The organism is Amycolatopsis umgeniensis (assembly GCF_014205155.1).
Taxonomy (GTDB): Bacteria; Actinomycetota; Actinomycetes; order Mycobacteriales; family Pseudonocardiaceae; genus Amycolatopsis; species Amycolatopsis umgeniensis.
In genome coordinates, this window is record NZ_JACHMX010000001.1 from 8,796,445 (window position 1) to 8,813,611 (window position 17,167).

General features: G+C 69.3%; 25 protein-coding genes. 17 read left to right on the forward strand and 8 right to left on the reverse strand.

Going from position 1 to position 17,167, the window contains the following annotated elements:
* Positions 1-22 precede the first annotated feature (22 nt).
* From rpmB to cobA, 6 genes are all read left to right on the forward strand, one after another.
* The gene (rpmB, locus tag HDA45_RS40010) at positions 23-259 is read left to right on the forward strand and encodes a 50S ribosomal protein L28 (RefSeq protein ID WP_005149951.1); all 237 of its coding nucleotides are present in this window, start codon (positions 23-25) and stop codon (positions 257-259) included.
* Positions 259-426 carry a 50S ribosomal protein L33 gene (gene rpmG / locus HDA45_RS40015; protein ID WP_221471368.1) on the forward strand — a complete coding sequence of 56 codons (168 nt, stop codon included), beginning with the start codon at positions 259-261 and terminating at the stop codon, positions 424-426. The genes rpmB and rpmG overlap by 1 nt, the downstream gene beginning before the upstream one ends.
* On the forward strand, positions 426-731 hold the full coding sequence (gene rpsN / locus HDA45_RS40020; RefSeq protein ID WP_184904452.1) for a 30S ribosomal protein S14: 306 nt from the start codon (positions 426-428) through the stop codon (positions 729-731). The genes rpmG and rpsN overlap by 1 nt, the downstream gene beginning before the upstream one ends.
* A complete protein-coding gene (rpsR, locus tag HDA45_RS40025; RefSeq protein ID WP_184904454.1) occupies positions 728-976 on the forward strand; it encodes a 30S ribosomal protein S18 in 249 nt (82 codons plus the stop codon). The genes rpsN and rpsR overlap by 4 nt, the downstream gene beginning before the upstream one ends.
* Positions 977-1,041: 65 nt before the next feature.
* Positions 1,042-1,449, forward strand: a complete 408-nt coding sequence (locus HDA45_RS40030; protein ID WP_184904456.1) for an ankyrin repeat domain-containing protein — start codon at positions 1,042-1,044, stop codon at positions 1,447-1,449.
* Positions 1,450-1,503: 54 nt separating this feature from the next.
* A complete protein-coding gene (cobA, locus tag HDA45_RS40035; protein WP_184904458.1) occupies positions 1,504-2,739 on the forward strand; it encodes a uroporphyrinogen-III C-methyltransferase in 1,236 nt (411 codons plus the stop codon).
* Here cobA and HDA45_RS40040 read toward each other — a convergent pair.
* Both HDA45_RS40040 and HDA45_RS40045 read right to left on the reverse strand, forming a co-directional pair.
* A complete protein-coding gene (locus tag HDA45_RS40040; RefSeq protein WP_184904460.1) occupies positions 2,721-3,269 on the reverse strand; it encodes a GNAT family N-acetyltransferase in 549 nt (182 codons plus the stop codon). The two genes, cobA and HDA45_RS40040, sit on opposite strands and share 19 nt — an antisense overlap.
* The gene (locus HDA45_RS40045) at positions 3,259-4,149 is read right to left on the reverse strand and encodes an alpha/beta fold hydrolase (RefSeq protein ID WP_184904462.1); all 891 of its coding nucleotides are present in this window, start codon (positions 4,147-4,149) and stop codon (positions 3,259-3,261) included. Before HDA45_RS40045 ends, HDA45_RS40040 begins: the two co-directional genes overlap by 11 nt.
* A 118-nt stretch (positions 4,150-4,267) precedes the next feature.
* Between HDA45_RS40045 and HDA45_RS40050 the strand changes: the two genes are divergently transcribed.
* The 3 genes from HDA45_RS40050 (at position 4,268) to HDA45_RS40060 (ending at position 7,846) form a co-directional block, all read left to right on the forward strand.
* Positions 4,268-5,110 carry a crotonase/enoyl-CoA hydratase family protein gene (locus HDA45_RS40050; RefSeq protein ID WP_184904464.1) on the forward strand — a complete coding sequence of 281 codons (843 nt, stop codon included), beginning with the start codon at positions 4,268-4,270 and terminating at the stop codon, positions 5,108-5,110.
* A gap of 39 nt (positions 5,111-5,149) precedes the next feature.
* The gene (locus tag HDA45_RS40055) at positions 5,150-6,853 is read left to right on the forward strand and encodes an AMP-binding protein (RefSeq protein ID WP_184904466.1); all 1,704 of its coding nucleotides are present in this window, start codon (positions 5,150-5,152) and stop codon (positions 6,851-6,853) included.
* A 234-nt stretch (positions 6,854-7,087) separates the two neighbouring features.
* Positions 7,088-7,846, forward strand: coding sequence for a D-Ala-D-Ala carboxypeptidase family metallohydrolase (locus HDA45_RS40060; RefSeq protein ID WP_184904468.1), 759 nt, complete (start codon positions 7,088-7,090; stop codon positions 7,844-7,846).
* A 5-nt stretch (positions 7,847-7,851) separates the two neighbouring features.
* On the opposite strand, the gene HDA45_RS40065 is transcribed toward HDA45_RS40060, so the two are convergent.
* From HDA45_RS40065 to HDA45_RS40080, 4 genes are read right to left on the reverse strand one after another with little or no spacing between them, the layout of a single operon-like run.
* Entirely contained in the window at positions 7,852-8,484 is a 633-nt protein-coding gene (locus HDA45_RS40065) for an NUDIX hydrolase (RefSeq protein ID WP_184904470.1), read from the reverse strand.
* Positions 8,481-9,674 (reverse strand): adenylosuccinate synthetase, encoded by a 1,194-nt coding sequence (locus HDA45_RS40070; RefSeq protein WP_184904472.1) that lies wholly within the window; start codon positions 9,672-9,674, stop codon positions 8,481-8,483. Before HDA45_RS40070 ends, HDA45_RS40065 begins: the two co-directional genes overlap by 4 nt.
* Entirely contained in the window at positions 9,671-10,645 is a 975-nt protein-coding gene (locus HDA45_RS40075) for a hypothetical protein (protein ID WP_184904474.1), read from the reverse strand. Before HDA45_RS40075 ends, HDA45_RS40070 begins: the two co-directional genes overlap by 4 nt.
* Before the next feature lie 2 nt (positions 10,646-10,647).
* Positions 10,648-11,616 (reverse strand): adenylate cyclase, encoded by a 969-nt coding sequence (locus HDA45_RS40080; protein ID WP_184904476.1) that lies wholly within the window; start codon positions 11,614-11,616, stop codon positions 10,648-10,650.
* A 186-nt stretch (positions 11,617-11,802) separates the two neighbouring features.
* On the opposite strand from HDA45_RS40080, the gene HDA45_RS40085 reads away from it, so the two are divergent.
* A complete protein-coding gene (locus HDA45_RS40085) occupies positions 11,803-12,690 on the forward strand; it encodes a hypothetical protein (RefSeq protein WP_184904478.1) in 888 nt (295 codons plus the stop codon).
* A gap of 57 nt (positions 12,691-12,747) precedes the next feature.
* Positions 12,748-13,143, forward strand: a complete 396-nt coding sequence (locus tag HDA45_RS40090; protein WP_184904481.1) for a hypothetical protein — start codon at positions 12,748-12,750, stop codon at positions 13,141-13,143.
* Between the two features lie 16 nt (positions 13,144-13,159).
* Here HDA45_RS40090 and HDA45_RS40095 read toward each other — a convergent pair whose 3' ends face one another.
* Together HDA45_RS40095 and HDA45_RS40100 are read right to left on the reverse strand one after the other, a co-directional pair.
* Positions 13,160-13,537 (reverse strand): hypothetical protein, encoded by a 378-nt coding sequence (locus tag HDA45_RS40095; RefSeq protein ID WP_184904482.1) that lies wholly within the window; start codon positions 13,535-13,537, stop codon positions 13,160-13,162.
* A gap of 23 nt (positions 13,538-13,560) precedes the next feature.
* Complete coding sequence (locus HDA45_RS40100; RefSeq protein ID WP_005150008.1) at positions 13,561-13,809, reverse strand: hypothetical protein; 249 nt, start codon at positions 13,807-13,809, stop codon at positions 13,561-13,563.
* 40 nt (positions 13,810-13,849) lie between these two features.
* On the opposite strand from HDA45_RS40100, the gene HDA45_RS40105 reads away from it, so the two are divergent.
* From HDA45_RS40105 to ftsR, 6 genes are all read left to right on the forward strand, one after another.
* A complete protein-coding gene (locus tag HDA45_RS40105; protein ID WP_246480944.1) occupies positions 13,850-14,140 on the forward strand; it encodes a hypothetical protein in 291 nt (96 codons plus the stop codon).
* Between the two features lie 238 nt (positions 14,141-14,378).
* Positions 14,379-14,612, forward strand: a complete 234-nt coding sequence (locus HDA45_RS40110) for a hypothetical protein (protein WP_184904486.1) — start codon at positions 14,379-14,381, stop codon at positions 14,610-14,612.
* A 37-nt stretch (positions 14,613-14,649) separates the two neighbouring features.
* Entirely contained in the window at positions 14,650-15,261 is a 612-nt protein-coding gene (gene clsA, locus HDA45_RS40115; RefSeq protein ID WP_378316648.1) for a cardiolipin synthase ClsA, read from the forward strand.
* 88 nt (positions 15,262-15,349) lie between these two features.
* Positions 15,350-15,733 (forward strand): glycine cleavage system protein GcvH, encoded by a 384-nt coding sequence (gcvH, locus tag HDA45_RS40120; RefSeq protein ID WP_184904488.1) that lies wholly within the window; start codon positions 15,350-15,352, stop codon positions 15,731-15,733.
* A 125-nt stretch (positions 15,734-15,858) separates the two neighbouring features.
* The gene (gene garA / locus HDA45_RS40125) at positions 15,859-16,326 is read left to right on the forward strand and encodes a glycogen accumulation regulator GarA (RefSeq protein WP_016334077.1); all 468 of its coding nucleotides are present in this window, start codon (positions 15,859-15,861) and stop codon (positions 16,324-16,326) included.
* On the forward strand, positions 16,323-17,084 hold the full coding sequence (gene ftsR / locus HDA45_RS40130) for a transcriptional regulator FtsR (protein WP_184904490.1): 762 nt from the start codon (positions 16,323-16,325) through the stop codon (positions 17,082-17,084). The genes garA and ftsR overlap by 4 nt, the downstream gene beginning before the upstream one ends.
* Positions 17,085-17,167: the final 83 nt, after the last annotated feature.

A 17,167-nucleotide genomic window follows, 5' to 3' on the forward strand; every position in this document is an offset into this window, starting at 1 on the left:
TGATATCAACTCGGGAGGGCGTATGTCAGCCGTGTGCCAGGTCACCGGCCGGAAACCGGGCTACGGGAAGCAGGTGTCGCATTCGCATCGGCGCACGTCCCGGCGCTGGGAGCCGAACCTGCAGGCCAAGCGGTACTTCGTGCCGAGCGAAGGGCGCTGGGTCCGGCTGCGGGTCTCGGTGAAGGGCATGAAGACCATCGACAAGCGGGGGATCGAGGCCGTCGTGGCCGAACTCCGCGCGAAAGGGGTGAAGCTCTGATGGCCAAGAGCACCGACATCCGGCCGGTCATCAAGCTCCGCTCGACCGCGGGCACCGGCTACACCTACGTCACGAAGAAGAACCGCCGGAACGACCCGAACCGCATGGTGCTGCGCAAGTACGACCCGGTCGCCCGCAAGCACGTCGAGTTCAAGGAGGAGCGCTGATGGCCAAGAAGTCGAAGATCGCCAGGAACGAGCAGCGCAAGGTGGTCGCCGCCCGCTACGTCGAACGGCGGCGTGAGCTGAAGGCCGTCATCGCCTCGCCGTCGGCCTCGCCCGAGGAGAAGGCGGTCGCGGTGTCGGCCCTGCAGGCGATGCCGCGCGACGCCAGCGCGACCCGGAACCGCAACCGCGACACCGCCGACGGCCGCCCGCGCGGCTACCTGCGGAAATTCGGCCTCTCACGGGTCCGGATGCGGCAGATGGCGCACAACGGCGAACTGCCGGGCGTCACGAAGTCGAGCTGGTGAGCGCGATGGGCAAGCCGAACCGGGACCGCCCCTTCAAGCGCAAGACGAATCTGTTGCACGCCAACAAGATCACCGAGGTCGACTGGAAGGACGCCGATCTGCTGCGGAAGTTCATCTCCGACCGCGGCAAGATCCGCGCCCGCCGGGTCACCGGGCTGACGCCCCAGCAGCAGAAACAGGTCGCCACGGCGATCAAGAACGCCCGCGAGATGGCGTTGCTGCCTTACCCCAACGCGGGCCGCTGACGCCACCGGTCCGGGCGGTGCGACACGCCGCCCGGACCGCGGCTCGGCGTGGAAGAATCGGCCGTATGACGGAGAACCCCGGACAGGCCGAGGAATTCGATCCCGAACTGCTGGCACTGTGGGCGAAGGTCTTCGCCTTCGCCCGTTCCGGCGCGACAGCCGATCTCACCGCGTACGTCGACGCGGGCGTCTCGGCGAATCTGACGAACGACCGGGGCGACACCCTGGTCATGCTCGCCGCGTACCACGGTCACGCGGAAACCGTCTCGGCGCTGATCGAGCGCGGAGCCGATCCGAACCGTGAGAACGACCGCGGCCAGAGCCCGCTCGCCGGCGCGGTCTTCAAGAACGAGCCCGAGGTCGTGAAGGCGCTCCTCAAAGGCGGCGCGGACGCGACGGCGGGGGAGCCGTCAGCGATCGACGCGGCCAGGATGTTCGGCAACACCGAACTCCTCACGCTGCTGGAGAGCTGAGGCGGTTCTCACTCGGATCGCGGCCGGGGCCGCTGGATCCTTACACTGCCCCGCATGGATGACCCGCATTACCTCTCCGGCCTCGACCTGGCAGGCCGTCGCGTCGTGATGATCGGCGGCGGGACGGTCGCCCAGCGCCGTCTGCCGCGGTTGATCGGCGCCGGCGCGCGGGTCGAACTGGTCTCGCCGCACACGACACCTTCGGTGAGCGCGATGGCCGACGCAGGGGAGATCGTCTGGCACGAGCGCCGCTACACCGAGGGCGACCTCGCCGACGCCTGGTACGCGCTGGCGTGCACCAACGATCCCGAGGTCAACGCCGCCGTCTGCGCCGAAGCCGAACGTGCGCGGGTGTTCTGCGTCCGCGCCGACGACGGAGAGCGCGGCAGCGCGGTCACCCCGGCCTCGGGCAGGCACGGCGGGCTGCTGGTCGGCGTCCTCTCCGGTGGCGAGCCCCTGAGGTCGGCCACGGTCCGGGACAGCATCCTCGACGGCCTCCGCGCCGGTACTGTCGCCGACGGCCGCGTGCCGGACGCCCGTGACGAGCTTCCCGGCGTCGCGCTGGTGGGTGGCGGCCCCGGCGATCCGGAACTGATCACCGTCCGCGGCCGCCGTCTCCTCGCCAGGGCCGACGTCGTCGTCGCCGACAGGCTGGCCCCGCGCGAGCTGCTCGACGAACTCTCGCCCGACGTCGAGATCGTCGACGCCGCGAAGATCCCGTACGGCCGCGCCGCCAGCCAGGATGTGATCAACTCCACCCTGATCGACAGGGCCAAGGCGGGCAAGTTCGTCGTGCGACTCAAGGGCGGCGACCCGTACCTGTTCGGCCGCGGTTTCGAGGAGGTCCTCGCGTGCGCCGAAGCGGGCATCCCGGTGACGATGGTCCCCGGCATCACGAGCGCCTTCTCCGTGCCCGCCGCCGCGGACGTCCCGGTGACCCATCGCGGCGTCGCCCACGAGGTCGTGGTGGTGTCCGGTCACGTCTCGCCGGGCGACGAGAAGTCACTGGTGGACTGGGATCTGCTGGCGAAGATGCGCGGCACGATCGTGCTGATGATGGGCGTCGAACGACTGCCGCTGTTCACGAAGGCGCTTTTGGAAGGGCGGCCCGGGGACACGCCGGTGGCGATCGTCGAGGACGGCACGATGCGCACCCAGCGGGTTCTCCGCTCTACTTTGGACAGTGTGGTCGAGGACGCCGCCGCGGCCGGGGTGCGCCCGCCCGCGGTGATCGTCTTCGGCCCGGTGGCGGGGCTGGCCCAGCCTTCCGCTCAGCCGTCCGAGACGTAGAACCAGTCGGCCCCGTCCTCGCCGGGGATGTCGAATTCCTCCGCCCGGACGAGGCCGGCCCGGAGGGCGACTCGCTGCGAAGCGACGTTCTCCGGCCGGACACGGGCGATCACGAGGTCGTCCGGCCGGTGGGTGCGCGCCCAGTCCACCGCCGCGGCGGCGGCCTCACTCGCGTACCCGGCGCCCCAGGCGGACGGGAAGAGCCGGTAGAAGAGGTTCAGGACCGTCCGTCGCCGATAACCGACGACCTTCACCCCGCAGAACCCCAGCGGTTCCGGTGAGTCCTGCCGCCGGATCGTCCAGTACCCGAACCCGTACTGGTCCCACCAGCGTGACCAGCGGAGCAGCAGAAGTTCCGCCTCCTCGCGTGTCTCCAGGAGATCCGACGGGTTGTGCGCGCAGGCCTCCGGATCGGTGTGCAGCGCGAAGATCGCGTCGAGGTCTTCGGGTCCGGGGCGGCGCAGCACCAGCCGTCCGGTCCGTATTTCCTCGGCGCCCGTGCCCCGGGTCGGCGCCGGTTCAACGGTCATGACAGCGCGCCGAGAAGTCGGTGATGGCCGCTGTCAGGCGGCTCGGGTCGAAACGCAGTTCGACCGGGCTGCGGGCCTGGACGAACTCGGCCTCCGGCATGTCCGCGGCCAGTGTGTCGGCGTCGCCGAACGGGTGGATCGGGTCGCGTTCGTGCCCGATGACCAGGGCCGGGGTCTCGATGCTCCGCCGGATCGACTTGGGCGGCGCGATCCGGCCGAAGAGCACGCCGTGCAGGAGCGCGGCCATCGGCGCGGGCTGCTGGGACAGCGTGTCGGTGACGACGTCGACCCATTGGTTGCCGTGCGGGACGAGTCGCGCGGCCAGTGCCACGCCTTGCACGGTCACCGGCAGGAACCGGGCGGCCAGGAGCAACGGCGCGAAGGTGATCAGGCCGGAGACGATCGCGTTGTCCAGCACCGGCATCTCGACGATGAGCCCGAGCGCGCGTTCGGGAGCGGCGACACCGACCTCGAGCGCGACGTTGGCGCCCAGCGACGTCCCGCCGATGACGGCGGCGTCGATGTCCAGGTGATCCAGCAGCGCCACGGTCTGTTCCGCGAACGCGGGCATGGAGTACAGCCACGAATCGGTGGGCCGGTCCGAGTCGCCGTGGCCGAGCAGGTCGAGTGTGATGGCCCGGAATCCCGCGCGCGCCAGCTTGCGGGCGAGCGGGGCGTGCATCCTCCTGGTCAGCATGATGCCGTGGGTGAGCACGACCACCCGGTCGCCGGAGCCGAACTCGGTATAGGCGAGCCGATGCCCTTCGTGGGTGAAGGATCCCGAGAGCTCGATCGGCCGTGAGGAGCGTTCTCGCGCCCGTCGTCCGGGGATCAGTGCGGGCAGGTCGGCGACCGCGGTGGCGCTGCTGGCCGGGCTCATATCCCACCGTCCTTCGTCGATCGTCGGTACTCGCCGGTAGTACCAGGAAAGCATCTTGTGACCACCGTGGCACAGTGGCCGTTGGCAGTCTGCCAATCACATGAGTCAAGATGACCTCATGACCGCTACAGCTGACAGTCTTCCCGATCTCGTTTCGCTCGAGGTGGAGATCGACGGGCACGTCGCCGAAGTGACGCTGCTCGGTCCGTCCAAGGGCAACGCGATGGGCCCCGATTTCTGGCGTGAGCTGCCGATCGTCTTCCGCGCGCTCGACGCGGACCCGCAGGTCAGGGCGGTCGTGCTGACCGGCAGCGGCAAGCACTTCTCCTACGGGCTCGACCTGCCCGCGATGATGCCCAGCTGGGGCGAAATGCTCGGCGGCGACGCGCTCGCGGGCCCGCGGACGAAGTTCCTCGACGAGGTCAAGACCCTCCAGGCGAGCGTGTCCTCGATCGCCGAATGCCGTAAACCGGTCATCGCGGCCATTTCCGGCTGGTGCATCGGCGGCGGTGTCGACGTGGTCGCGGCCGCGGACATCCGCTTGGCGAGCGCGGACGCGAAGTTCAGCGTGCGCGAGGTCAAGGTCGCGATCGTGGCCGACCTCGGCAGCCTGCAGCGGCTCGCGCCGATCATCGGTGAGGGACACCTGCGGGAGCTGGCGTTGACCGGCAAGGACGTCGACGCGGCCCGCGCGGAGAAGATCGGCCTGGTCAACGACGTCTACGCGGACCAGGAAACGCTGCTGGCCGAGGCCCGCAAGCTCGCGGGAGAGATCGCCACGAACCCGCCGCTGGTCGTGCAGGGCACGAAGAACGTCCTGTCGGCCAACACCGAACGCCAGGTCGCCGACGGCCTGCGCTACGTCTCCGCCTGGAACGCGGCGTTCCTGCCCAGCAAGGACCTCGGCGAGGCGGTGCAGGCCTTCCTCGAGCGCCGCGCGCCCGAGTTCAAGGGAGAGTAGAAAGAACCGGCGGCCAACCAGCGGACCAGGAGGACGATCGTGAGCGTTTCGGAGGCACACCGCACGTTCCGCGAGGCACGGGACTATCTGCAGACCCATCGCGAGGACTACGAAACCGCGTATCGCGACTTCACCTGGCCCCGGCCCGCCGAGTTCAACTGGGCGCTGGACTGGTTCGACGTCGTCGCGGCCGATCCGGCCAATCAGGACCGCTACGCGCTGTGGATCGTCGAAGAGGACGGCATCGAGAACCGCTGGACGTACCCGGAGATGGCGCGCCGGTCCAACCAGGTCGCGAACTGGCTGCGTTCACTCGGCGTCGCCAGGGGCGACAGGTTGATCCTGATGCTGGGCAACCAGGGCGAGCTGTGGCAGACCATCCTCGCCGCGATCAAACTGGGCGCGGTCATCATCCCGGCCTCGACCCTGCTCGGCCCGGCCGATCTCACCGACCGGGTCGAGCGGGGCGCGGCGAAACACGTGGTGATCCGCTCCGTCGATGCGCACAAGTTCGAGAACGTCGAGGGCGACTACACCCGGATCGCCGTCGGTGAACCGGTCGAGGGCTGGCAGTCCTTCGTGGACGCCTACGAGGAAACGGACGCCTTCACGCCCGAGGGCGCGACGGCGGCGGACGACCCGCTCTTGCTGTACTTCACCTCGGGCACGACAGCGAAGCCGAAACTGGTGCAGCACACGCAGGTCTCCTATCCGGTCGGGCATCTGTCCACGATGTACTGGATCGGTCTCGAGCCGGGCGACGTCCACCTCAACATCTCCTCACCGGGCTGGGCGAAACACGCGTGGAGCAATGTCTTCGCGCCGTGGAACGCCGAGGCGACGGTGTTCCTCTACAACTACGCGCGCTTCGACGCGGTCTCCCTGATGGCGCAGATGGAACGATGCGGCATCACCAGCTTCTGCGCCCCGCCGACGGTGTGGCGCATGCTCATCCAGGCGGATCTGACCGTGCTGAAGACCCCGCCGTCGAAGGTGGTCGGCGCGGGCGAACCGCTCAACCCCGAAGTGATCGACCAGGTCGAAAAGGCTTGGGGCGTCACGATTCGCGACGGTTTCGGGCAGACCGAGAGCAGCGTCCAGATCGCCAACACCCCCGGGCAGGACGTCGTGCCGGGCTCGATGGGCCGCCCGCTGCCCGGCTTCACCGTCGCGCTCGTGGATCCCGTCACCGGTGAGCGCGCGCAGGAGGGCGAGATCTGCCTCGACCTCGACAAGCGACCGGTCGGCCTGATGACCGGGTACGCCGACGACGACGAGCGTTCCGCCGCGGCCTTCGGAGGTGGCTTCTACCACACCGGGGACGTCGGCTCGGTCGACGAACGCGGCTACATCACCTACGTCGGCCGGACGGACGACGTCTTCAAGGCGTCGGACTACCGGATCTCGCCGTTCGAACTGGAAAGTGTCCTGCTGGAACACGACGCCGTCGCCGAAGCGGCCGTCGTCCCGGCGCCCGACCCGATCCGGCTCGCCGTCCCGAAGGCGTACGTCGTCCTCACGAACGGCCATGAGCCGACCGCCGAGACCGCTTTGTCCATCCTGGCTTTCTGCCGCGAGCATCTGGCGCCGTACAAGCGGATCCGGCGGCTGGAGTTCGCGGAGCTGCCGAAGACGATCTCCGGCAAGATCCGGCGGGTCGAGCTGCGGGGACGCGAGAACGACGCCGGCGAGCGGCCGGCGGGGGAGTTCCGCGAAGAAGACTTCCCACAACTGAAGGCCTGACGGCCGGCACGCCACACCGCACCCATGTGATCAGGGCCGGAACTCGCGTGCTTGATCACGTAACTCGCGTGATCAGAGCCGGAACTCACGAGATCCGTCCCCGATCACGCGTGTGGGTCGAACGACCCACAGCGCGGTGCCCGGAACCGCGTTAGCATCCGAGGCAGTGAATCGTTGACAACCCGTGGGGGTCACGGGTCTCTCACCTTCCCTGCCTCGAAAGGTGTCCCTGTCATGCGCATTCGTCTTTTACTGCCGATGCTCGCCCTGGTGGCCGGGCTCGGTACCGCGGTGGCCGCTCCGGCCGCCGCCGATCCCGGCCCGGTGACGTCGGGAGACGTTTCCGTCGCCGACGCCTGTTACTCCTGGGGACGCACACTGTCCGAAGGAGCGTCCGGCGAGGACGTCCGGCAATTGCAGATCCGCGTGGCCGGCTACCCCGGTTACGGCGGCGTGCTGGCCATCGACGGCCAGTTCGGCGCGGGCACCAAGGCCGCGGTCACCCGGTTCCAGCAGGCGTACGGGCTGGGCGCGGACGGCGTCGCCGGATCGGCCACGTTCACGAAGATCTACGCGTTGCAGGACGACGACTGCTCGCCGGTCAACTTCACCTTCGCCGAACTGAACCGGTGCAATGCGGACTGGTCCGGTGGCAACGTCTCGGCCGCGACGGCGAAGGCCAACGCGCTGGTGTCGATGTGGAAGCTGCAGGCGATGCGGCACGCCATGGGCGACCGGCCGATCACCGTGAACGGCGGCTTCCGCAGCGTCGCGTGCAACAACGCGGTCGGTGGGGCGGCCGCCAGCCGTCATCTGTACGGCGACGCCGTCGACCTCGGGGCCGGCTCGCAGGGCTTCTGCGGACTGGCGCAGCAGGCCCGCAACCACGGGTTCAGTGAAATCCTCGGCCCGGGCTACCCCGGCCACAGCGATCACACGCATGTGGCTCACCGCGCCAACCGGTTCTGGTCGGCGTCCTCCTGCGGGATCTGACCTCGTCACTCCCAGCGCCACAACGAAGGCGGCCGTCCTCCCTTGGGCAGGGCGGCCGCTTGCTCGGTGGTGCGCCGCAACCCGGGGACCCGCTCCATGGTCCGGCCCAGATTGGCCGGATAGGGGCGGTCCCCGGTCAGCGCCTCGGTGGCGTCCAGCGCCTGTGCCGTGGTGAAGATCGGACCCAGGAGTCCGGCGGTGAAGGCGACGTCCCGCCACAGCCGCTCGGCCAGCAGCGGGCGGCAGTCCGCCACGATCCGATCGTGATCGAACGCCAGCGGGGGGACCTCGTCCAGCGGAGTCCACACCACGTTCCCCGGCTCGTCGAGCGCGGGATCCGTGGTGGCCCACAAGGCGATGGAGAGCGTCGGGCCCCGGGGATCGCGATTCGGCTCGTCGAAGGTGGTGAGCTGCCCCGTCGCCGAGAGCGCGTCCGGCGGCAGCCCCAGTTTGGTGACCACCGCCCGGCCCGCCGCGTCCCGCAACCGTTCCCCGCGCCCGAGCAGCACCCCCGGCAACGCGAGTTCCCCTTCGAACGGTTCGGCGGCCCGCGCCGCGATTCCCAGCAGCACGGTCCTGGTGCCGGGGGCGAACCTCACCACCAGCACGTCAACGGACACCGGCGTCGACTCGATCACGCGTTGATTCTCGACCTTGCCTCCGCGACCCGGTAACCGGCCCTGTCCGGGCCGGATCCGGTGACGGCCACCGGCAGCCGGGCAGCGAACCACGCCAGTGGATCCGGCAGGTCGACGGCGGGGGAGCCGTCGCCGGGCACCACCCGTAGGCCGGCCGCGTCGAGGTGGGTCACCGCGAGCGCGTCCACGCCGTCGCAGGCCGCGATCGCGTAGTCCAGCAGCGCTTCGTCGAGATGGCCCGCCCGCCACGCGCCCTGGAACTCGCCGGTGTCGTTGTGCGCCTCGGGAAAGCGGGCGAGCACTGAGGCGGACTCGGTGGGAAGCGGCCCCGCGCCGTGCCGGGTGAGATAGGTCCGCGTGACACCCAGGACCGCGTGCGGGCGCCCGCCCAGTAGGTCGCGGGCGTTGTGCGGAGTGGTGGTGGACCAGGTCGTATGCGGATGGAACCCGTGGTGTTGGTCGAGGAGAACCCCCTGCGCTCCCTCGAAAACCAGCCGCCCGGCCGCCGCGAGCCGTCCCGTTTCGTCCCCGTCGGTGATCCGCACCGCGTCCGCGAAAGCGCGGTACAGCGTCACCAGTTCGTCCACGCCGTGCCGCGGGACGGCGAGCGGCGCGTAGAACCGCGCGAGCGTGTCGAGCTTGCGCCGCAGCACCGACGGCCGCGCGCAGTCGGCGACCGTGGGCGCTTCCCCCGGCGTCCCGATCACCTCCTGGTTCTCCACCACCTCACCCGGCAGGGCGCCGGAAAGCAGCGAGTACCAGACGGTCTCGCCGATGCCCTTCCCGCACGAGCCATGCCGTTCCGCGCCGCGGGCCTCCTCCCTGGCCCGGTTGGCGTGGATGTGGAACGGGGTCGTGAGCAGGGCCCGCCCGTCCACGCTCAGCAGGGAGAGCGGATTCCGCACGCCGGCCGTTTCGAGCCGCCGGGCTTCGGCCGCCAGCGCGAACGGCTCGACCAGAACGAACCGTGACAGGTGGGTGGGCACGCCGGCGAACGTGCCCGCCCCGAACTGGCTGAACGTGTGGTGCCGCCCGTGCGCGACGACGTTGTGCGCGGCCTGCGCGCCCCCGTTGAAGCGGACGACGGCGGTGGTCGGCCGGTCGGCGCAGAGCGCGTCGACCACGGCTCCCTTGCCTTCGTCCCCGAAGCCGAGCCCGACCACCACCACGTGCCCGTCCAGAAGGCTCATCGCAGCACCACGTCACTCGGGCCACCCGGTTCGGGCACCGCCGAGGTGACGACCGTCTTGGTGCCGAGTTTCGCCAGCGCCTTGCCGACGGCCGCGCTCTCGGCGACCGAGCCGACGTCCGCGAGGTCGGCGAGTGCCCTGTCCACGTCGACGACCTGCTCCTCCAGCCCGATCGTGGCGGCGATCAGTTCGCATACCGCGCCGGGGTCGTCGAGTTTGAGGAAGTTCTGGCCGAGCAGACCGCTCCAGTGCTCGCCGATCTCCGGGTCGTTGTAGTACGAGGACTGGTTCGGCAGGACGAAGTAGACGTTCCACTTGCGGGCCAGCTCCCGGTACACCGACGCGGGGTCGATGTCCTCCCGCACGTCGTCTCCGATCACCCGGCGGATGTGGCGGGCTTCCAGCGCGGGCTTGTTCAGCTCGTCGCCGATGAGGAACAGGTATCCTTTGCGGCCGCGTTCGCGCCACGCGTCGGTGACCACGTGCCGGGCCATGAAGTAGGCGGCCAGTTCGTAGGACTCGCTCTTCTGCCCGCCGCCACCGCCTTCGAGGAAGATCGTGCGCAGCTGCTCGTCCATCCGGTTGTCCGATTCGAACTGCCCGATCTGCAACGGCACCCGGTCGCTGTCGGCGTCACCGATCGCGCCGAACAGCACCTGGGGGTCGGCCAGGTAGCCGCGGCGCTTCAGCAGGCCGTGCAGTTTGCCGAGCTTTCCCTGCATGATCCGCGGCACCCGGCGCATCGAGCCGGTGACGTCGAACAGCACCGCGATCGGCGTCGAATCGGTGTGGTCGGCCGAATCCCGGCATTCCCGGACGGCGTTCTTCGGGTCGAGCGCGGCCGCGGCCTTCCAGTCTTTCGCGGGTTTGGCGCGGAGATCGGCGCTGTAGCCGAAATCGTCCTCACCCTTGGCCGCGCGGAAGGTCTTCGCGGCGGCGTAGGCGTTGTCGTCCCAGTGTCCGTGTCCCATGGTCAGGCTCCTGTCTCGGGGATGATGAAAGGGCGGAAGGTGCGGGGGCCGTACAGCTCGGCGAGCAGTCCGTCGTACTCGTCGAGCAGGTCGGCGGCGTCGGGGCGCTGTGCCGGGTCGTCCTGCGTGCACCACGTGGCGAACTCGCGTTGACGGGTTTCCCCGGGCGCCAGCAGCGAAAGCATCAGGCTGTGGAGCATGTGGACGTCGGTGGCCGCGGACATCGACCGTCCCTTGTGGACTTCGGGCGGGTAGCCGACCGTGTTGTCCGTGGCCAGGGGGAGCGTTGCTGCTTCGACGGCGAAGGACCAGCCGGCCAGGACGATGCCGTGCTGTCCCGGGTGGACCAGCACGTTGTCCGCGGTGAGATGACCGTGGACGACACCCGCGCGGTGCGCGCCCGCCACGGCACGCAGGAGGCGCCGGTGCATCCACGCGTAGTCGCGGCCGTCGAGACCGTCCGGGAAGGCTTTCCTGATGTCGGCGAGCGTGGTGAACCCGTCGACGAGCGGATCGAGGACGCTGAACGCGCGATCACCCCGCGCCACCGGCCCCGAGGTGTCGAGCAGTCGCGGATAGTAAGGGCGCAGCCAGCGGTGCCGTTCGGTGAAGCCGTCGAGTGCGCGCAACGCCGTCCATTCGGCGTGGATCAGCGGGTTGAGCGCCGGATCGCGGACGAGTTTGACCAGATGGGGGCCGGTGGTGCGGTAGGTCGTCGCGATACTGCCCACCGCGTGCGGAGTGGTGAGGGTATAGGCCGACGTCGCGGTGGTGACCGTCTGGCGCCGGGCATTTTTCCAATCGGTGTGAAGGCGATTGAGGACGGCGGCCGCCCGATGGGCCCTCGGGTCGCCGGGATTGCGATCGGGGTGGAGCGCGGCCGCCAATTCGCGATAGCGGTGACGGGCGAACAGCGTGGCCGCGTCGACCGTGTTCTCGACCGTCGTCACGGCTTCGTCCCTGGTGAGCATAGTTTGAGTCTAGACGACTCTTACCTCGCCCCGCAAGGGGCCCCGGGCGGGCCGGGAGCCTGGAATGACCGCGGGAATGGTGGTGTAGGTACAAATCCCGTGCCGTTCGGACGATTCGAAAAATAGACTGGAACGGTCGAACAGGGGGTGGTGACCTTTCCGGAACAGTCGCGAAAAAACCAGTGGGTGGCCGTTCTGCTCGCGCTCGGAATCGTCCTGGGATTCATCGCCGCTTTCGCCGGGCGATGGGCCGCCGAGGGAATGGCCGAAACCTATGACTCGCGCGCCGTGATCTCCGTATCGGATTCCACGACGACCGAAGGACAGAGCGGTCCGCACACCACCTACGAGACCCTGGCGGTCACCGAAGACGGCCGCGCGATCGAACTGCCGACGGGTCGGGCCTTCGGTCTCGCGGAGCCGGTGGTCGTCCGGATTTCTTCGCTGACGGACCGGGTGTTGTCCGTGCGCGGGGCCGATGAGGTCGTGGAAGCCCACCATCCGTGGGAGAGGATCACGGTGATGTCGATCGGCGGAGCGCTCTTGGTGCTCGGTGCCGTCGTGGTGTACTCGGTGGCGAGGCCGGTGACCGTGCGGAAGTCGCTGTCGTTCCTGGCGGGGTTCGTCTTCGCCGCGTACGTCGTGCTGGCGCCGGTCGGTTTCGGCGGAACGGCGTACCGCGACGCGGCCGATCCCGTGCCGAACCTGTGGGAGCATCGCCGCGACGCGTGGGGGCCGCCGCCGGTGATCGGCAAGGGGCAGACCGCCGCTTCCGGTGATTCGGCCGTGCGTGTGCTCGACAGCAGGCCTGAGTCGCCCGAAGGCGCCGAGGCGTGGCTGAGCGGATTCCATGTCCTCGCCCTGCGGATCGAGGCGTCCCGCCTGGGGGACACGGCGCTCGAGCTGTCAGCCGACGAACACGGCTCTCCGCGGCGGGTCGAGCAGTGCGCGGGCGCTCCCGGCGCCTTCGACGGCACCACGGGGCTCGTCTGTTTCGTGGTCCCGCCCGGGTATCAGCCGAAGTACCTGGTCGTCGGCGAACTCGACCGGGAAGTCCTGCTGGCGCTCCAGTGAATCGAGGAAAGGAATTCAGTGCCGGGCAAACCGCGGAATTCGAGAACTCTCTTTCGAGTGTTGCTGGCCGGTGTCCCGTACATCTTCCTGCTGTGTGTCGCCTGGGGATACTTCGGCGCCCACGTGCGTGAATTGAACACCGGCGAGGAGGTCACGGTCACGGAGATCTCGGGGTGCGCCGAGGGAGGGGCGCCGATGAGCGGGGTGATTCCCTACTGCTCGGGGGAGTGGCGGTTCGACGACGGGCGCACCGATCGCGGGAGCATCGAGGGAGACAAGGCCGCTGAGGGCGACAGGATCTTCGCCGGCGACGGATTCGTCTACCGGTCGAGGTCCTCGCTGATCTGGACGATGTCCGTGGGCGGCCTGTTCGGCGTGGGGCTGCTGGCCGCGGCGATCGCCCTCGGCGTCCTGTACCGGCTGGACACGGTCCGGCGGCGTCAGAAGAACTGACGCCGCCGGGCGGCCGTCAGAGCCGGGTCGCTTCGATCTGCCGCTCGTCCTCGGTGGAACAACTCGTCACCGGATCGTTCGGCCCGCTCCCGCAGGTCCAGGATCCGATCACCACCGGTCCCGGACCCTGCGGGGAAGCGGCTTCGGCGGGCGTCAGCTTGGTGAAGTAGTCCGTGAAGACCTGTGTCGCCTCGGCGCAGTCGGTCTTGCCGTGGGCGACGACCTTGTTCTTCGCGCCCTGGAGTCCGGCGACCTCGCCGCACGGTGTTCCGGCGGGCGCCGGGGTGACGGCGGGGGACGACGGGGTCTGCGCGGCCGACGGGGCGGGATCGGCGCCGCAGCCGCTCACCAGGACGACGGCGAGCGCGGCGGGAAGTACGGCGAGGCTCTTCATGGGCCCTTCTTCTCGGGGGTGGTTCATTCGACGGGGACGACGGCGGCGAACACGTTCTGCTCGCCCTTGCTGCAACTGGTGCCGCCTTGCGCGGCGGGGGCGCCGGAGACGCAGAGCCATCCGTCGACGGTCTCGCTGACCGGCTCGTCCGAGCCCGCGGACTGGCGTCCGGCGATCCTCTTGTGGAACGAGCCGACGATCCCGGTCGCGTCCGCGCAAGAGACGCCGGGCCCGTTGAGCACCTGCAGGGTCAGCCCGCTCGCCGCGGTCACCGTCCCGCACGAACCCTGTACCGGTTCAGCTGGTTTCGGTTTGGGGGCGGGATTCGGGGCAGCGGACGAACTCGGCGCGGTCTGCGACGGGATCGGCGGTACCGACGCGCTGGACGTGCTCGAAGGGATCGCGGACGACGAGGCCGGCGTGGCGGTGACAGGCGGTGGCGGGTCTTCGCCCGAACAGGCGGCGAGCGTTCCGGCGACGGCGCAGGCCGCGAACAGGCGCCGCCACGTTCCCGTGGTCGTCGAGACGGGCAAGGCGATCCTTTCGTCGGCCGGTCGTGGCCGGCCCATTCTGACCCGGCCGGTCCCGAAGCCGTGGCATTGAGCCACGTTCGATTCGCGGGAGGTTATCGCGCCGACGGCGAGGGAGTACGCGAGGACCGCCCAATCACTGTCCATTGTGGACAATTAACATGCCGTTCACGGCGTGGCGACACCCTGCTGTCGTCGCGAACCGATCGGACGAATCCGGCGCCCGGCCGTTAACGCCAGGCCCTGTTCTGCCGAAAACAAAGGTAGCGCTCCGGCGTGTCCCAGTCCCCGTCACCGAAACCGTGAGAGCGATGAAGACCGACGAACAGAACGACCCCGCGTCATTCGAGGCCACCGCACCGGCGAGTACGGAGCTGCCACCCACGGCACCGTGCACCGTCGTCTGGTGCGGCGGCCGCCCGTACGTCCTGGAGAGTTCCGCCGGGCACACCCGGTGGATGGGTACCGACCATCGGGGCAGGCCCGTGGCGCTGACCAGCGCGGACCTGCAACGCCGCGGCTGGAGCCACACCCGGGCGAGCTGACGCGGGAGGACCTGCCGCCGCTGGATAGGCTGAGCGGGTGAGTACGCCCCCCGAACCGAGCGTGACCAGCGAAGAGCCTTCTTTGCTGCGGCAGGCCCTGAACGTTCCCAACATGCTTTCGATCCTCCGGCTCGCCGGGGTGCCGGTCTTCCTGTGGCTGCTGCTCGGCCCCAAGGAAGACGGCTGGGCGCTCGCGCTGCTCGTGTTCAGCGCGCTCACCGACTGGCTCGACGGCAAACTCGCCCGCTGGCTCAACCAGATGTCGCGGCTCGGTCAGCTGCTCGACCCGGCCGCCGACAGGCTCTACATCCTCGCGACCCTCATCGCCTTCCTGATCCGCGACATCGTCCCGTGGTGGGTGGTGGTCCCGCTGGTCGTCCGCGAGGCGGTGCTGGGCGTCTGCGTACTGCTGCTGAGGCACCGCGGGTTCGCCCCGCCGGAGGTCACCTACATCGGCAAGGGCGCCACCTTCGTGCTGATGTACGCCTTCCCGTTCCTGCTGCTCACGCAGGGCGGCTCCGACATCGCCGCGTTCGCCCGTCCGATCGGGTACGCCTTCACGGCGTGGGGTGCGGTCCTGTACGTCTATTCGGGCGTGTTGTACGTCGTCCAGACGGTGCGGGCACTGCGCACGGCCGATCCCCGCTAGCTTGCGGGAGGCGCCGGGCGCGTGCCCCGGCGGGATGCGAAACTGCGCGCGTCGGTTTCGAGCGAGGGCATGAGAAAGGGGAGCGGCGTTGTCCACTCCAGAAGAACTGCGTTACACCGAGGAGCACGAGTGGGTCTCCGTGCGCGACGGCGGTCTGGTGCGCGTGGGCATCACGGAGTACGCCCAGGACCAGCTCGGTGACGTGGTGTTCGTCGACCTCCCCGAGGTCGGCAAGCAGGTCGGCTCGGGCGACGCGTTCGGCGAGGTCGAGTCGACCAAGAGCGTTTCGGAGCTGTTCGCCCCGCTCGACGGCGAGGTGGTCGCGGTCAACGACGCGGTGACCGAATCGCCCGAGCTGATCAACAGCGACCCCTACGGCGAGGGCTGGCTGATCGAACTCCGTCTCGACGACGCGAGCAGCGTCGAATCCCTGCTCGAGGCCGAGGCGTACCAGGCACTGATCAAGGAATAGCCGCAGGCCGCGGCCCTCCCGTGAGAGTAGGGGGAGCCGCGGACCGGAGTTTCGATCAGGCACGGTACGTTTGACCTCCACATGTTCTTGAGTAGTGGCAACACACATGCGTTAGGAGAGCTCAGGTGAGCACGAACGACGGGCCCGGCGTTCCCCCGGAGCAGTCTCCGGAGCGGACTTCTGTCTTCCGGGCCGACTTCCTGGCCGACGTCGAAGGCACTGAGGCTCCTCCGGCTGCCGAGGCCCCCGTCCAGGGTGTGGACGCGCTGCCCGCGGGTTCCGCGCTGCTGGTCGTCAAGCGCGGCCCCAACGCGGGTTCGCGCTTCCTGCTGGACCGCGACACCACCAGTGCGGGACGGCACCCGGACAGCGACATCTTCCTCGACGACGTCACGGTTTCCCGGCGGCACGCCGAGTTCCGCCGTGAGGGCGGCGAGTTCGTCGTCATCGACGTCGGCAGCCTCAACGGCACCTACGTCAACCGCGAGCCGGTCGACCAGGCCGTCCTCGCCGGTGGCGACGAGGTGCAGATCGGCAAGTTCCGCCTGGTCTTCCTGACCGGCCCGGGTTCCGGGGGCCAGGGGGCACGGTGACGGCGGCCGGGCGGCCTGATCGGGATGCGTCGCAGCGCGATGGGTTGAGCATCGGGGCCGTGCTGGCACAACTGCGCGGCGACTTCCCCGACGTCACCATCTCCAAGATCCGGTTCCTCGAGGCGGAAGGTCTGGTCCAGCCGGGCCGGACCCCGTCGGGGTACCGGCAGTTCGCTCCGGCGGACGTGGAGCGCTTGCGATTCGTCCTGTCCGCCCAGCGGGATCACTACCTTCCGCTGAAGGTCATCAAGGAACAGCTGGACGCGGCGGATCAGGGAGCCGCGCCTTCCGCGACGGCCCCCAAACCGCCGCGGAAACTCGTTTCGCTCGACGCCCCGGGGGAGAACGGCGGACTGCCGTCCCCCGGGGACTTCGAGACCGATCGCGAGATCAGGCTGACCGAGGAAGATCTTCTCCGCCAGGCCGGCATCGACGCCGCCACCCTGGCTGAGCTGCGGCAATACGGTCTCGTCCGCCCGGGCGCGGCGGGGTTCTTCGACCCGGACGCCGTCCTCGTGGCGAAAACCGTGAAGGCGATGACCGAATTCGGTATCGAGCCGAGACATCTGCGTGCCTTCCGGGCCGCGGCCGACCGCGAAGTCGGTCTGCTGGAGCAGATCGTGACTCCGGTGTATCGGCACCGTGACGAGGACGCGCAAGCGAGGGGCGACGAGGTCGTCCGGGAGCTGGCCGCACTGACCGTAGCGTTACATACGCTCTTGGTGAAGGCCGGAATACGCGCCGTCACGGGCGGCTGAGCGGCTCCGGGGTCCGGGAACCCTTGTGAGGCCACTTGTCAATGACTGAATGTTCGGGACCCTATGCCGTACCGTGAGAGTTG